At 71.7% G+C, this 15,212-nt stretch carries 9 protein-coding genes and 1 riboswitch; of the genes, 7 read left to right on the top strand and 2 right to left on the bottom strand.

The features are described 5' to 3' along the window. Positions 1 to 70 precede the first annotated feature (70 nt). On the top strand, positions 71 to 3,112 hold the full coding sequence (locus ABT360_RS05950; protein WP_351811303.1) for a DEAD/DEAH box helicase: 3,042 nt from the start codon (positions 71 to 73) through the stop codon (positions 3,110 to 3,112). After that, entirely contained in the window at positions 3,109 to 4,401 is a 1,293-nt protein-coding gene (locus ABT360_RS05945) for an SWF or SNF family helicase (RefSeq protein ID WP_351811300.1), read from the top strand. The genes ABT360_RS05950 and ABT360_RS05945 overlap by 4 nt, the downstream gene beginning before the upstream one ends. A 281-nt stretch (positions 4,402 to 4,682) precedes the next feature. Here the strand turns inward: ABT360_RS05945 and ABT360_RS05940 are convergent, their stop codons facing one another. Then, positions 4,683 to 5,540 (bottom strand): bifunctional 5,10-methylenetetrahydrofolate dehydrogenase/5,10-methenyltetrahydrofolate cyclohydrolase, encoded by an 858-nt coding sequence (locus ABT360_RS05940; protein WP_351811297.1) that lies wholly within the window; start codon positions 5,538 to 5,540, stop codon positions 4,683 to 4,685. A 23-nt stretch (positions 5,541 to 5,563) separates the two neighbouring features. Continuing rightward, positions 5,564 to 5,652: riboswitch (ZMP/ZTP riboswitch) on the bottom strand. Between the two features lie 119 nt (positions 5,653 to 5,771). Here ABT360_RS05940 and ABT360_RS05935 point away from each other — a divergent pair. The 3 genes from ABT360_RS05935 to ABT360_RS05925 all read left to right on the top strand — a co-directional run bounded on the left by ABT360_RS05935 (position 5,772) and on the right by ABT360_RS05925 (position 11,094). After that, the gene (locus ABT360_RS05935; RefSeq protein WP_351811294.1) at positions 5,772 to 7,061 is read left to right on the top strand and encodes a GAF domain-containing protein; all 1,290 of its coding nucleotides are present in this window, start codon (positions 5,772 to 5,774) and stop codon (positions 7,059 to 7,061) included. A gap of 49 nt (positions 7,062 to 7,110) precedes the next feature. Next, complete coding sequence (gene exaC, locus ABT360_RS05930) at positions 7,111 to 8,634, top strand: acetaldehyde dehydrogenase ExaC (protein ID WP_351811291.1); 1,524 nt, start codon at positions 7,111 to 7,113, stop codon at positions 8,632 to 8,634. 1,503 nt (positions 8,635 to 10,137) lie between these two features. Beyond that, on the top strand, positions 10,138 to 11,094 hold the full coding sequence (locus ABT360_RS05925) for a quinone oxidoreductase family protein (protein WP_351811288.1): 957 nt from the start codon (positions 10,138 to 10,140) through the stop codon (positions 11,092 to 11,094). 280 nt (positions 11,095 to 11,374) lie between these two features. Here the strand turns inward: ABT360_RS05925 and katG are convergent, their stop codons facing one another. After that, on the bottom strand, positions 11,375 to 13,606 hold the full coding sequence (katG, locus tag ABT360_RS05920; protein WP_351811285.1) for a catalase/peroxidase HPI: 2,232 nt from the start codon (positions 13,604 to 13,606) through the stop codon (positions 11,375 to 11,377). 234 nt (positions 13,607 to 13,840) lie between these two features. Between katG and ABT360_RS05915 the strand changes: the two genes are divergently transcribed. Continuing rightward, a complete protein-coding gene (locus tag ABT360_RS05915) occupies positions 13,841 to 14,257 on the top strand; it encodes a Fur family transcriptional regulator (protein ID WP_351811283.1) in 417 nt (138 codons plus the stop codon). A 575-nt stretch (positions 14,258 to 14,832) separates the two neighbouring features. Continuing rightward, positions 14,833 to 15,198 (top strand): MazG-like family protein, encoded by a 366-nt coding sequence (locus tag ABT360_RS05910; RefSeq protein WP_351811280.1) that lies wholly within the window; start codon positions 14,833 to 14,835, stop codon positions 15,196 to 15,198. Positions 15,199 to 15,212: the final 14 nt, after the last annotated feature.

Here is a 15,212-nt window from a genome sequence, read left to right as displayed (position 1 = left end):
GGTGGGGATGCTCAGGTACCCTCGGCGCTTCGACTCCCCGCTAGTCAAATTTGAGGAATGCGTCAGCGCTGTGCACAAGCTTCCCGAAGCAACGCCCTACGTGACTCCGGCCCTGCCCGAACTCGCCCGCTGCTCCACCGTCTTCCTGCCCGCCGATCCGCCTCGCACGGGACGCGTCGCGTTCTGGCTCCCCGGCGAGGCCGGACCACCGTTCCAGGACGGTCGCGATGACGACTCCCCCGGCTCCGTCGAGGAGTTGTCCGTCGTCGCCCCGGACGCGCGTCCGACCGCCGTGCCCGCGCTGGTGATGCCGGTGGGGAACGCATTGCCCTTACTCACCCGGGCCGGGCGGGCCGTGGACGCCTCCCCCGCGACCTCGTTCTGGGGCGCCGCCGCCCTGCTGGCACTCCAACTCGCGGCCCGGGGGCTCCTGTTGCCGGGCCTCAGCGGTACCGATCACGACGCGTGGCGGGCCGGACCACTCACCGCCGAGGACCTGGAGCGGGTGCGTACGCTCGCCGCCTCCATGCCGCCGAGCGCCCACGCGGTCGCGGTGGGGAGGGCGGCGGACGGCATGGTGCTGCTGGCCGAACCGGAGCGGCTGTTGCGGTCCTTCCTGGACGCGGTGGCCGACGCACTGCCGCGCACACCCGCGGCGCCGCTCGCGGCGGGCGGCCCGGCGTTCGCCGCGTACGAGCCGCAGCACGTACCGGAGCAGCGGACCTGGGCGGCCGACGTCGCCGCAGGCCACGACGCGGGCGTACGACTGTCGTTGCGCATCGAGGCACAGGGGCTGGACACGGCTCGGGGCCCCGCCTTCCGCGCCGTGCTCCAGATGCGCAGCGTCAGCGACCCGGCCCTCGTCGCCGACGCCGCCGACGTGTGGTCGGGCTCGGCCGGTGACGGGTTCGGGTCCCGTGCCCGGATGGACGCGCTCCTCGCCCTGCGCCGCGCCGCCCGCGCGTGGCCGCCGCTGGCCCCGCTGCTGTCCGCCTCCGTACCGGACGCCATCGACCTGGCCGACGAGATCACCGAGCTGCTGGGCGAGGCGGCGCGAGCACTGGCCGCCACCGGCGTACAGGTGCACTGGCCCCGTCAGTTGGCACGCTCGCTGACCACGCGCGCCGTCATCGGGCCACCGGACGAGAACCGTCACGGCGAGAACCACCGCCTCGACGACGCACGCCGAGAAGACCGGCACGAAGAAAACCCGTACGGAGAAGGCACGTACGGAGAAGAGCGGTCCGGGGAAGACCTGAACGGGCGCAGCCGCCGTGGCAAGGGGCAGTCCGGCCTGCCGTCGTTCCTGTCGGCCGACGCGCTCCTCGCCTTCAACTGGCGTTTCGCGGTGGGTGACCAGGAGCTGACCCGCGCCGAGCTGGACCGGCTCGCCGAGGCCGGGCGGCCCGTGGTGCGGTTGCGCGACCAGTGGGTGCTGATCGACCCGGAGGACGCCCGGCGCGCCCGGGATCACCAGGACCGCAAGGTCACCCCGATCGACGCGCTCGGCGCCGTACTGACCGGCACCACCGAGGTCGACGGCCGCCAGGTCGACGTACAGCCGTCCGGGTGGCTCCAGGCGTTGCGTGACCGGCTCGCCGACCCGGAGGGCGGGCAGCCGGGGACCGGCCGTCACGAGATCGGGCAGCCCGCCGCCCTCGCGGCGACCCTGCGCGACTATCAACTGCGCGGCCTGAACTGGCTGCATCGCATGACCTCGCTCGGTCTCGGGGCCTGTCTCGCCGACGACATGGGCCTGGGCAAGACGATCACGCTCATCTCCCTGCACCTGCACCGGCAGGCCGACCCGTCCGCGGCCGGCCCCACCCTGGTCGTCTGCCCGACCTCCTTGATGGGCAACTGGCAGCGGGAGGTGGAGAGGTTCGCCCCGGGCACGCCCGTGCGCCGCTTCCACGGCTCCGGGCGGAACCTCGAGGGGCTGGCCGAAGGGGAGTTCGTCCTGACCACGTACGGCACGATGCGGCTCGACGCGGCCCGGCTCGCGCGGGTGGGCTGGGGCATGGTGGTCGCCGACGAGGCGCAGCACGTCAAGAACCCGTACTCGGCGACCGCCAGGCAACTGCGCACGATCGGTGGCAAGGCGCGGGTCGCACTGACCGGCACACCGGTGGAGAACAACCTGTCCGAGCTGTGGGCCATCCTCGACTGGACGACACCCGGGCTACTGGGCCGCCTGGGGACCTTCCGCAGCCGGTACGCGCGGGCAGTGGAGGGAGGCGCCGATCCGGCAGCCGCACAGCGTCTGGCGGCGCTGGTACGGCCGTTCCTGCTGCGCCGCCGCAAGTCCGACCCCGGGATCGCCCCGGAGCTGCCGCCGAAGACGGAGACCGACCGTTCGGTGTCGCTCACCGTCGAACAGGCGGGCCTGTACGAGGCGGTCGTACGCGAGACCCTGGCGGCGATCGCCGAGGCGGACGGGATGGAACGCCGTGGCCTCGTCGTCAAACTGCTGACGGCGCTCAAGCAGATCTGCAACCACCCGGCGCAGTACCTGAAGGAGGAGCAGCCGAGGATCGCCGACCGCTCCGGAAAGCTGGAGCTGCTCGACGAGTTGCTCGACACCATCCTCGCCGAGGAGGCGAGCGTGCTGGTGTTCACGCAGTACGTGCAGATGGCACGGCTGCTGGAGCGGCATCTCGCGGCGCGGGGGGTGCGCACCCAGTTCCTGCACGGCGGAACTCCGGTCGCCCAGCGGGAGGCGATGGTGAACCGCTTCCAGGCCGGCGAAGTACCCGTCTTCCTGCTGTCGTTGAAGGCCGCGGGCACGGGCCTCAACCTCACCCGGGCGGGTCACGTCGTGCACTACGACCGCTGGTGGAACCCGGCCGTCGAGGCGCAGGCGACGGACCGCGCGTACCGCATCGGCCAGACCCAGCCCGTACAGGTGCACCGGCTGATCGCGGAGGGAACGATCGAGGACCGGATCGCGGGCATGCTGGCGCGCAAGAAGGAGCTGGCCGACTCCGTACTCGGCTCCGGTGAGGACGGCGCCCTGACGGAACTGACCGAACTGACCGACGCCGAACTGGCGGAGCTGGTGGAGCTGCGCGGGGTGCAAGAGGTGCAAGAGGTGCGAGGGAGCACGCGATGAATCGTGATGAGGAGGACATGGAGCGGACGTTCGCGGCGCTGCCTCCCGCCCACGGCCGGGGTTTCGCCCAGACCTGGTGGGGCCGGGCGTGGCTGAAGGCGCTGGAGGACACGGCGCTCGACGGCCAGCAGTTGAAGAAGGGGCGCAAGCAGGCACGGGACGGCGCGGTGGGCGCGGTCTCGGTGCGCCCCGGGCGGATCACGGCCGTCGTGAAGGACCGTGACGGTACCGCACAGCGCAGTGACGTGCTGTTGCAGGAGCTGACGGAGGAGGAGTGGGACCGGTTCCTGGACATGGCGGTGGACCGGGCGGGGCACATCGCCGCCCTGCTGGACCGGGACATGCCGCCGCACCTGGTGGAGGACGCGGCGGCGGCGGGAGTGGAGCTGCTGCCGGGGGTCGGTGACCTGGAGCCCGCGTGCGCGTGTGACGCATGGGACCACTGTCCCCACACGGCGGCACTCTGCTACCAGGTGGCGCGGCTGCTGGACCAGGATCCCTTCGTGTTGCTCCTGATGCGGGGCCGTGGGGAGCGGCGGCTGCTGGACGAGTTGCAGGTACGCAGTGCGGCGCGAGCAGGCCGGGCCGGCCGGGACGAGGAGGAAGGAGCGGCCGGGGACGGGCCCGAGGGGGTCCGGGCGGACGAGGCGTTCGCCGCACGGGACATCCTCCCGCCGTTGCCGGCACCGCCGCCGTTGCCGGAGGCGCCCGGGGAGCCGCCTTCGCTGGACACCGAGGTCCGCCCCGGGCAGGGCGTCGACCCGGCGGCGCTGGAACGGCTGGCGGCGGACGCGGCGGCACGTGCGTACCGGATGCTGGAGGACGCCCTGGCGGACGGTCACGGGGACCGGCCGGTGGAGGCGCCGTTGACGGCCGGTCAGGACGCGGTACGGCTGGCCGCCTCCGCGGAGTGGGCGCCGGCCGCCCTGGACCGGCTCGCCGCCGGAACCGGCCGTCGGCGCGCCGACCTGGACGTGGCCACGCGCGCGTGGCGGCTCGGCGGCGCGGAGGCGCTGGCCGTACTGGAGGAGGAATGGACGCCCGGACCGGAGTTGTCGGCGCGCGCCGAGGCACGGCTCGACACCGCCTGGGAGGACGACGAGCGTCCGCCGCTGCGGGCGGACCGCCCGGGCCGCTGGACGGTGGCCGGGGCCGACGTACAGCTCCGGTTGGACCGTGACGGCCGCTGGTGGCCGTACCGCAAGGAGTCCGGCCGCTGGACCCCCGCGGGCCCGCCCGACCCCGACCCGGCCGCCGCCCTGGCCGGTGCCCTGGCGGACGACGCCTGACGCCGGGGCGCGCCACCGCGCCCTGCCCGGCACGGGGCCCGGGGCGGGTACCGGCCCCGCCGCCGGGAGGCCACGGCGGTGCCGCCCCCCGGCCGCCGAGCCGCAGTGGTGCTGCCCGGCGGCGGGGGCCATGGGGTGCAGCCTCCGCCGCAGGGCCAAGCGATGCTGCCCGGCGGCGGGGGCCATGGGGTGCAGCCCGTCCCCCGGAACCCTGCCGTGCAGCCCACACCCCGGGGCCGTCCCGTACGGCCCGGTCCGCCCCTGAGCTGCACGGCGCAGCGTTACGCGAGTTGCCGCTCCGCCGCGTCCACCGTCTGGGCGAGCAGCACGGCGATGGTCATGGGGCCGACACCGCCCGGCACCGGGGTGATCAGGCTCGCGCGGGCGGCGGCGGTCTCGAAGTCGACGTCGCCGACGTTGCCGGGGTTGTAGCCCGCGTCGATGACGACGGCGCCGGGCTTGATGTCCTCGCCCTTGATGAAGCGCGGCCGCCCGACGGCGGCGACCAGGATGTCGGCCTCCCGTACGGCCGCCGAGAGGTCGGCGGTGTACGAGTGGCAGTACGTCACCGTCGCGTTCCGCGCGAGCAGCAGCATCCCGGCGGGCTTGCCGAGGATGGCGCTGCGTCCCACGACGACGGCCCGCTTGCCGGCCGGGTCGACGTCGTACGCGTCGAGCAGCCGCATGATGCCGCCGGGTGTACAGGAGACGAACCCCGGCAGGCCGAAGCTCATCGTCGCGAAGGAGCTGAAGGTCACGCCGTCGACGTCCTTCTCGGGGGCGATCGCCTCGAAGGCGGCTCGCTCGTCGATCCCGGGGCCGACCGGGTGCTGGAGCAGGATGCCGTGCACCTCGGGGTCGCTCGACAGGCTGTCGAGGGCGGCGACCAGTTCGGCGGTGGTGGTCGTGGCGGGCAGCTCGATGTGGCGGGAGCGGATACCGGCCTGCTCGCAGCGGGCTCGCTTCATCCTCACGTACGTCACGGAGGCCGGGTCCTCCCCGACCAGGACGGTGGCGAGGCAGGGCTGTGTGCCGGTGCGGCGGGCGAGGTCGGCGGCGCGGGCCGCGGTCTTCTCGACCAGGCGGCGGGCGAAGCCGCTGCCATCCATGAGGCGGGCGGTGTCAGGGGTGGTGGACATGGCGGTCTCCCGAGCGGTCGTCAGTGGATCGCCCAGGCGCGCGGCAGTGACGTCGGTCCGCCGGGCCGCTCCCCGGTGGTACCCCACCCAAGCGCCAGTCACGGCCCGCCGCCCACTCTACGGGACGGTTCCGGCCGCTTCCCAGGGGTCTGTTCCGGCGACCCGCTTGTGGGGGCCGGTCTGCGCGGCGACGATGACACGGGCGCGACTGCTCCGATCGGGGAGGGCGATGTGAACGACCCCTGGGTGGCCTTGGAGCGGGGCGCGGATCCCATGGAGCGGGCGAGGGCGCTGCGCCGCGCGCACGAGGCGTTCACCGCGGGCGCCTCGCCGGGGGAGCCCGTGCGCTCGGTGGTGGCCGATTCGTGGCGGCGCTCGGCACGGGCCCGGGTGTGCCCGGACGGAGCCGCCCACGTGGAGCTCGAAGAGGACGAACTGGCGGCGTACCGGCACGGACATCCGCTGGCGGCCGCGATGCCGGTGATCCGGGAGCTGATGGGCGCGTACGCGCAGGACGGGGAGCACTTGGTCGCCGTCTGCGACGCGTACGGGCGGTTGCTGTGGGTCGAGGGACACCCGGGAACGCTGCGCCGTGCGGCCCGGATGAACTTCGTGGCGGGCGCGCGGTGGGCCGAGTCGGCGGCCGGGACGAACGCCCCCGGTACGGCGATCGCCGTCGACCGGCCGGTCCAGGTCTTCGCCGCGGAGCACTTCCTGCGGCCGGTGCAGGGTTGGACGTGCGCGGCCGCACCGGTGCATGATCCGCGTTCCGGGCGGCTGCTGGGCGCGGTGGACATCACGGGCGGGGACCGGCTGGCGCATCCGCACAGCCTGGCGTTCGTGCAGGCGGTGGCGCGGGCGGCGGAGTCGCACCTGGCGCTGCTGGATCCGCTGGCGGCGGCGGGTGACCGATTGCGGCTGTCCGCGCTCGGCCGGGACGAGGCGGTGCTGGTGGGGGGCGGTCGGCGGACGGTCCTGAGCCGTCGGCACAGCGAGATCCTGGTGGTGCTCACCCACCGTCCGCAGGGTATGGGCGGTGCGGAGCTGCTGACGGCTCTGTACGAGGACGAGTCGGTCGCCCCCGTCACTCTGCGTGCCGAACTGTCCCGCCTGCGCGCGGTGTTGCCGCCCGGCGTGTTGCGCTCGCGTCCGTACCGGCTGGTGCCTCCGGTCGACGCGGACTTCGAGGCCGTGGGGCGCAGGCTCGCCTCAGGGGCGGTTGCCGCGGCGCTGGGCGGGTACGCCGGGCCGCTGCTGCCCGGCTCGTGCGCACCGGCGGTGACGCGGCTGCGCGGGCGGCTGGCCGAGGAGCTGCGCGCGGCGCTGATCGCGCGGGGTGACCCGGCGCTGCTCGCCGACTGGGCGCACAGCCCGTGGGGCGAGGACGACCTGGAGGTGTGGCGGGCGTTGGCAGCCGCCTTGCCACCGGGTCGGGCCGCCCCTGTACAGGCGCGTCTGCGGGCCTTGGACGAAGAACTGTCCGCGGTGGTCGCAACGGGTTCGCAACGTCCGCGTCCCTAGCCTCACCGCGAGCGCCGGACGACGGCGCGGTCCCAGGGAGGCCACGCAGATGACCCGTTACGCAGCGCCCGGCAGCGAGGGTGCGATCGTCTCGTACGAGTCCCGCTACGACCACTGGATCGGCGGGGCGTACGCACCGCCCGCGCGCGGCCAGTACTTCGAGAACCCGAGCCCGGTCAACGGCCGCCCCTTCACCGAGATCGCCCGCGGAACGGCCGAGGACGTCGAACGGGCCCTGGACGCGGCGCATGCGGCGGCACCGGCCTGGGGCAGGACCGCACCGGCCGAACGGGCGGGCGTCCTGCTGCGGATCGCCGACCGGATGGAGGCGAACCTGGAGCGGCTGGCCGTCGCGGAGAGCTGGGAGAACGGCAAGCCGGTCCGCGAGACGCTCGCCGCCGACCTTCCGCTGGCCGTCGACCACTTCCGCTACTTCGCAGGTGCGCTGCGCGCCCAGGAAGGTTCGCTGAGCGAACTCGACGAGGACACCGTCGCGTACCACTTCCACGAGCCGCTCGGCGTCGTGGCGCAGATCATCCCCTGGAACTTCCCGCTGCTGATGGCGGTCTGGAAGCTGGCACCGGCACTCGCCGCGGGCAACGCGGTCGTCCTCAAGCCGGCCGAGCAGACCCCTGCGTCCGTCCACGTCCTGATGGGTCTGATCGCCGACCTCCTCCCGCCGGGGGTGGTGAACATCGTCAACGGCTTCGGTGTGGAGGCCGGTAAGCCGCTCGCCTCCAGCCCCCGCGTCGCCAAGATCGCTTTCACGGGTGAAACGACCACGGGGCGGCTGATCATGCAGTACGCCTCCGGGAACATCAAACCGGTCACCCTGGAACTGGGCGGCAAGTCGCCGAACATCTTCTTCGACGACGTATGGGCGGCGGACGACGACTTCCGCGACAAGGCCCTGGAGGGCTTCACCATGTTCGCCCTCAACCAGGGCGAGGTGTGCACGTGCCCGTCACGTGCACTGATCCAGCGCGGCCACTACAGCGAGTTCCTGGAGGCCGCCATCGCCCGTACCGAGGACATCGTCCCGGGCCACCCGCTCGACACGGCAACGATGATCGGCGCCCAGGCCTCCGACGACCAGCTCCAGAAGATCCTCTCGTACCTCGACATCGGCCAACAGGAGGGCGCCAAGATCCTGACGGGTGGTCAGCGCATTGAGTACGACGGGGAGCTGGCGGGCGGATACTACGTCCAGCCGACCATCTTCGAGGGCGACAACCGTATGCGGATCTTCCAGGAGGAGATCTTCGGCCCGGTCGTCGCCGTCACCTCGTTCACCGACTTCGACGACGCCATCACCACGGCGAACGACACCCTCTACGGCCTCGGCGCCGGCGTCTGGACCCGCGACATCACCACCGCGTACCGCGCCGGCCGTGCCATCCGGGCGGGCCGGGTCTGGACGAACTGCTACCACGCCTACCCGGCGCACGCGGCCTTCGGCGGCTACAAGCAGTCGGGCATCGGCCGTGAGGGACACAAAATGATGCTGGACCACTACCAGCAGACGAAGAATATTCTCTGCAGTTACTCCGCCAAAAAGCTCGGGCTCTTCTAGAATCGACGAGTTGGGTGCCTGGAGGGGAAATTGCTCCAGACACCCTTCCGGCCGTCCGGCATCGACGCCGGACAGGCCTGGAGGACTCCCGCATCACCCCGACTATGCCTCTGCGGCCCGTCGGTCGAGGCGGATTTCCGCGCCGGCGCGGGGCGGGGAGCTCATCAGGGACGGTTGACGCCCCGCAGGCGGTCGTTGCCGACTGATGCGACCTTCCCCACGGCCACCACCTTTTCCGTTCGGTGCACGCGTCGTCCCTTCTGCACCGTCTTGCCGTTTCACCGGCGCGGGCGCCGATCTACGGCACCTTTCACCCGCTGATGCGCGGCCGGGACGGAGGCTCCGCCCCCCAGCAGGGCAAACAGAGGCAGCAGACATATGGCCCCCTTACCCGGAAATGTGCCTGAACACCCGGCCTGCCACCACTGAGGGGCGATGAAGAAGGCGGAGATGCCGCCGCGCCGCCCAGGCGTTCGTCCGCACATTCACTTCCCGGGAAATCGGAAACCAGGATCAGGTGATGCGAATGGCATCCCGGTGCGGCCTTCGAATTCCCGCGTAACCTGGCATATGCCATGGCGTTATGTAGTTGGCTCTCGCCGCGGCGACAGGGAACAGAACGCGGTCTGACCAGTTGTCACATTTTCTCGCGTTGGAGAGGACCTCAAGGTGAATTTGACACTTTGGCTTCTGCTGGCCTGTGGATCGGCTTGTACGGCGCTTTCTGTCTTCTTGCCGCCCCCGACCGCCAGGATGCGGACGATCGACATCATCGAACTGCGCCGCCGGCGGCGTCTCCTCGAGATCCTCGCGGCGAACGCAAGCGCCCCCTCGGACCACTCCGCTTCGCCACCTTCGTCGGTGGACGATCCGGCAGCGCCTTGAAGGTCAGGCACCGACCCCGGGGGTCGGGGCCGCCGGGACGGCCACCGGGTCGGTACGTCGCCCGTGATCCTGATCTTGCCGAGGCACCGCTCGCCCAAGCACCGCTTGCCGGTTCCCGAACCGCGCTGCATGCCGCGGCCCCTGCGCCGTGAGGAGATAGCGCCTGTTCGGCGTGGCGCCGTCCCCGTTGCCCGCGGTGCGGAAGGACGTGGCCCTGGTGGTCGGTACCACGGTCGGCACGCAGGACGCCAGGTACGTGGCGTACCGGTCCGTTCCGGGGGCATGCCGGGGGCTCGTCCTTCTTGATGCGACACCCTTCGGCGGGGCGTCCGGGCCGCGCGTGCAGTGGCCGGTCGTCGTGCGGTGGACGCCGGCGCACGAGTGCCCCCTCGGGCTCACTTTTCGGCTTCGTGACGAGCCCTCGTGCTCCTTGCCCCGCGTCGATCCGGCGGCAGGTGCAGGGGCCGCCCCGCTGTGCCCAGGGTTAGCCGCCCCTACCCTCCGAGCGTGGCGCAGCTCACATACTGAGCAGTTGGTAATCTCCTGTGCCTGGTGGGAACGTGACGCCGTGGGCTCCGTACGGAGCGCCCAGGGACATGCAGGGAGTGAGGAGCGACTGTGCGTGCGATACACGTCACCGAATTCGGCGGGCCGGAAGTGCTGCGACTGGTGGAGGCGCCCGACCCCCTGCCCGAGCCCGGCCGCCTGCTGATCGACGTCTCGGCGGCCGGCATCAATTACGCCGATACGCACGCGGTCGAGGATTCGTACCTGTCCCGGTCCGCCCTGCCCATGATCCCGGGCGGTGAGGTGGTCGGCCGCACGGAGGACGGGCGGCGGGTCGTCGCCCTCGCGGACAACTACGGCGGCTATGCCGAAAAGGCCTCCGTACGCGAGGACTTGGCCATCGACGTCCCCGAGTCGGTGAGCGACGGCCAGGCCCTGGCCCTGATCGTGCAGGGCCTCACCGCCTGGCACCTGCTGCGCACCGCGGGGCGCGTGGCCCCGGGTGAGTCGCTCGTCGTGCACGCCGCCGCGGGCGGCACCGGATCGCTCGCCGTGCAGCTCGCGAAGTCATTCGGGGCCGGACGCGTCATCGCGACCGCCTCCACCCCGGAGAAGCGGGAACTCGCCCTCTCCCTCGGCGCGGATGTGGCCGTCGACGCCGGTGCGGAGGGCCTCAAGGACAGGCTGACGGAGGCCAATGGGGGGAGGAAGGTCGACGTCGTCCTCGAGATGACCGGCGGCCCGGTGTTCGAGGAGTCCCTCGCCGCCCTCGCACCGTTCGGCCGGCTCGTGACGTACGGCATGGCGAGCCGGCAGGCCCCGGAACCCGTCCACGCCGCGCAGCTGATGGGTCGGTCCCGGGCGGTCGTCGGCTTCTGGCTGATGCATGCGATCGGGCGACCCGGCATGTACCGGGAGCCGATGTCCGAGCTGCTGGCGATGGTCGGTGACGGACGTCTGAAGCCGCAGGTCGGCGGCGTCTATCCGCTGGCCGAGGCGGCACGCGCGCACGAGGACCTCCGCGCCCGCAGGACCGTGGGCAAGCTGGTGCTCGACACGTCCCGCTGACACCGGGCCTTCGGGGCCCGGTACGTCACGCCGGAAGTCCCTACGAGCTCACTTCAGGACTCCGCCCCCTCGACGGGTGCGGGCCACCGCCCGCGGCTGCCGTCACGGCCTGGGTACCCGGCCGGGGTCGGCGCAGGAGCTGAGGCGGCAGCGGCGGGGCAGGCGCTTCATGCTCACCGTGTTCTTCCCCCCGGCTCGCTCTTCGATGGCGGTAGCGACCGCCGACGGAGCCCGCCGTCCGGGCCGGCCCGTGGGGGTCGGCCCGGACGGCGGGAAGTGATCAGACGAGGTCGAACCGGTCGAGGTTCATGACCTTGTCCCAGGCGGCGACGAAGTCCTTGACGAACTTCTCCTTCGCGTCGTCGGAGGCGTAGACCTCCGCCAGGGCCCGCAGCTCGGAGTTGGAGCCGAAGACCAGGTCGGCGCGGCTGCCGGTCCACTTGAGCTCGCCCGTGGTGGCGTCGCGGCCCTCGAAGGCGTTCGCGTCCCCGGAGGCCGCCTTCCACGTCGTGCCGAGGTCGAGCAGGTTGACGAAGAAGTCGTTCGTCAGCTTCCCGGGGCTGTTGGTGAAGACGCCGAGCGAGGACTGCTGGTGGTTCGCGCCCAGGACGCGGAGGCCACCGACGAGGACCGTCAGCTCGGGGGCGCTCAGGGTGAGCAGGTTCGCCCGGTCGAGCAGCAGGTACTCGGCCGGGAGCCGGTTGCCCTTCCCGAGGTAGTTGCGGAACCCGTCGGCGGTCGGCTCCAGCGCGGCGAACGACTCGACGTCCGTCTGCTCCTGGGAGGCGTCCACACGGCCCGGCGTGAACGGGACCCGGATGTCGAAGCCCGCGTCCTTGGCGGCCTGCTCGACGGCCGCGCTTCCGGCCAGCACGATCAGGTCGGCCAGCGAGACCTGCTTGCCGCCGGACTGGGCGGCGTTGAAGGACTGCTGGATGCTCTCCAGGGTGCGCAGGACCGTCGCGAGCTGGTCGGGGTCGTTGACCTCCCACCCGTTCTGCGGCTGGAGGCGGATGCGCGCGCCGTTGGCGCCGCCGCGCTTGTCGCTGCCGCGGAAGGACGAGGCCGAGGCCCAGGCGACGGACACGAGCTGGGACACCGACAGGGCCGAGGCGAGGACCTGCTCCTTGAGGGTGGCGACATCCGCGTCGTCGATCAGCTCGTACGTCCGCTCCGGCAGCGGGTCCTGCCACAGCAGGGTCTCGGACGGGACCTCCGGGCCGAGGTAGCGCACGACGGGGCCCATGTCGCGGTGGGTCAGCTTGAACCAGGCCCGGGCGAAGGCGTCCGCGAAGGCGTTCGGGTCCTGGTGGAAGCGCCGCGAAATCTGCTCGTACACCGGGTCGAACCGGAGCGAGAGGTCGGTCGTCAGCATGGTCGGGGCGTGGCTCTTCGACGGGTCGTGGGCGTCGGGTACGGTGCCCGCTCCGGCGCCGTCCTTGGGCCGCCACTGGTGGGCCCCGGCCGGACTCTTGAACAGTTCCCATTCGTAGCCGAAGAGAATGTCGAAGAAGCTGTTGTCCCAGGTCACCGGAGTGTTCGTCCAGGTGCCCTCGAGACCGCTGGTGATCGTGTCGGAGCCCTTGCCGGTGCCGAAGGTGTTCCTCCAGCCGAGGCCCTGCTCCTCCAGCGTGGCCGCCTCGGGGTCGGGGCCGACGTGGTCCGCCGGGCCCGCGCCGTGGGTCTTGCCGAAGGTGTGTCCGCCCGCGATGAGAGCGACCGTCTCCTCGTCGTTCATCGCCATCCGGCGGAACGTCTCACGGATGTCGCGGGCCGCGGCGATCGGGTCCGGATTTCCGTTCGGGCCCTCCGGGTTCACGTAGATGAGGCCCATCTGGACGGCGCCCAGGGGATTTTCCAGCTCGCGTTCGCCGGTGTAGCGCTTGTCGTCGAGCCAGGTGGTCTCCGGACCCCAGTACACGTCCTCCTCCGCCTCCCAGACGTCCTCGCGACCGCCGCCGAAGCCGAAGGTCGTGAATCCCATCGTCTCCAGCGCGACGTTGCCGGCGAGGATCATGAGGTCGGCCCAGGAGAGGCTCTGGCCGTACTTCTTCTTGACCGGCCACAGCAGGCGGCGGGCCTTGTCGAGGTTGGCGTTGTCCGGCCAGCTGTTCAGCGGCGCGAAGCGCTGCTGACCGGCTCCGGCGCCGCCTCGGCCGTCGCTGATCCGGTAGGTGCCGGCGCTGTGCCAGGCCATGCGGATGATGAAGGGGCCGTAGTGGCCGAAGTCGGCCGGCCACCAGTCCTGAGAGGTCGTCAGCACCTCCGCGATGTCCCGCTTCACAGCCGGGAGGTCGAGGGATTTGAACGCCTCGGCGTAGTCGAAGTCCTCACCGAGGGGATTGGCCACGGCGGGATTCTTGGCAAGGATCTTCAAGTTGAGCCGCTCGGGCCACCATTGGCGGTTGCCGCCGCCTTGCGTCGGGTGCAGGGCACGCTCGTGCGCGACCGGGCAGCCGCCTCCGCTCTCCGGCTTCGGGTCAGTGACGATTGCGTCATGGTTCTCAGGCATGGGAATCCCTCCGGATCAGGCGGATCGCTGTGCTCAGGAACTACGGGCGGCGGGCCGGTCAGGGCAACGGTCCGGGTCCCGGTGGAGGACCTTCGTCGGGTGCGCTTCCCTGCTGTTGTCCTGTCCCTTGGTTGTCGCCGGAGCCGATCCTACGATGGACAAAGTCCAAGTCAATGCGATGCCGAGAAACCGAACGGATCCATTCGGCCAAGGGTCGCGGTTAGGGTGGTGGGCATGAGCGATCTGCTGGAACGGCTTCGGGGACGTGGCTGGCGGATGACGGCCCAGCGCCGAGTGGTCGCCGAGGTGCTCGGCGGCGAGCATGTGCACCTCACCGCGGACGAGGTGCTCGCGCGCGCCACGGCCCGGCTGCCCGAGGTCTCCCGCGCGACCGTGTACAACACCCTCGGTGAACTCGTCGCGCTCGGCGAGGTCGCCGAGGTGTCCACCGACGGCCGGGCCAAGCGCTACGACCCGAACGCCCATCATCCGCACCACCACTTGGTGTGCTCGGACTGCGGCGCCATCCGGGACGTCCACCCCGTCGGCGACCCCCTTGCCGACCTGCCCGCCTCCGAACGGTTCGGCTTCACCGTCTCCGGCGTCGAGATGACCTACCGGGGCCTGTGCCCCGACTGCGCCCGCCCATGAGCACGACGCCGTGCGCCAACCGGGGCGTGCGCCTGGCCGCGCGGCGGTCCGGCCCCGCCCGTCCGAGGCGGGCCGATCCTGCCCGCGCGGTGGTCCGCGATCAGTCGGGAACCGGCACCGTCGTGTAACGCAGGACGCCGACGAACGGCCTGAACGGCACTCACGGCGAACCGCGCCACAGGGGCGGCACCGGCGCATTTCGCGTAGGGCGCGCTCCGCTACTTCTCGCCATTTCCCGTGGGACATCTCCCCCGGTACGAGCGGGAGTCGTCCGCCACGGAAGCCGACCGAGGGCCGACGGAGCCGCTTGCCCCTCCGGCCACGGGCCATCCAGCTCCGTCGCCGCCCGGCCCGAAACCTTCCCTCTTCCGCCGGCGAACCGACACCCGCCCCTAGGGTGCTCGCCGGAAAGACCGACATCGGCCACGGCCGAGGGACAACACCCGCTGACCGGCTGTCCTGCACGCCCGTCCATCCCCGCCGACCAGCCGCCTTCGACACCTCACAAAGACAGCGAAGCCACGCAGCCACAAGCCACAAGCCACAAGCCACAAGCCGCAAAGGAGACCAGCACGATGCACAGCACCATCTGGGACACCATCGAGAGTCTCGCCCGCCGCTTCACCGACCACGACGAGCAACGCGGCCTGGCCCCTCAAGAGCAATGGACGCTACAGGTGTTGAAGATCGCCGAGGAGACCGGCGAGGCATCCCAGGCCGTCATCGGCGCGCGCGGCACGAACCCCCGGAAAGGTGACAGCCACGACTGGAATGACGTCCACGCCGAAGTCGCGGACGTGGTCATCACCGGTCTGGTCGCCCTGTGCCGGATGCGGCCCGATGATGCCGAGCAGTACCTTGAGCGACAACTGTCCGGCAAGGCCCTGAAGTTCCTCCCGGCCGCATCCACCGGCCCCGTTCCCGCTCCGGACACGGCATGAGAGGCACGTGGCTT

The organism is Streptomyces sp. NPDC000229 (genome assembly GCF_040300825.1).
Taxonomy (GTDB): Bacteria; Actinomycetota; Actinomycetes; order Streptomycetales; family Streptomycetaceae; genus Streptomyces.
The sequence above is the reverse complement of the archived record's forward strand: the minus strand, read 5'-3'. Positions and strand labels throughout refer to the sequence as shown.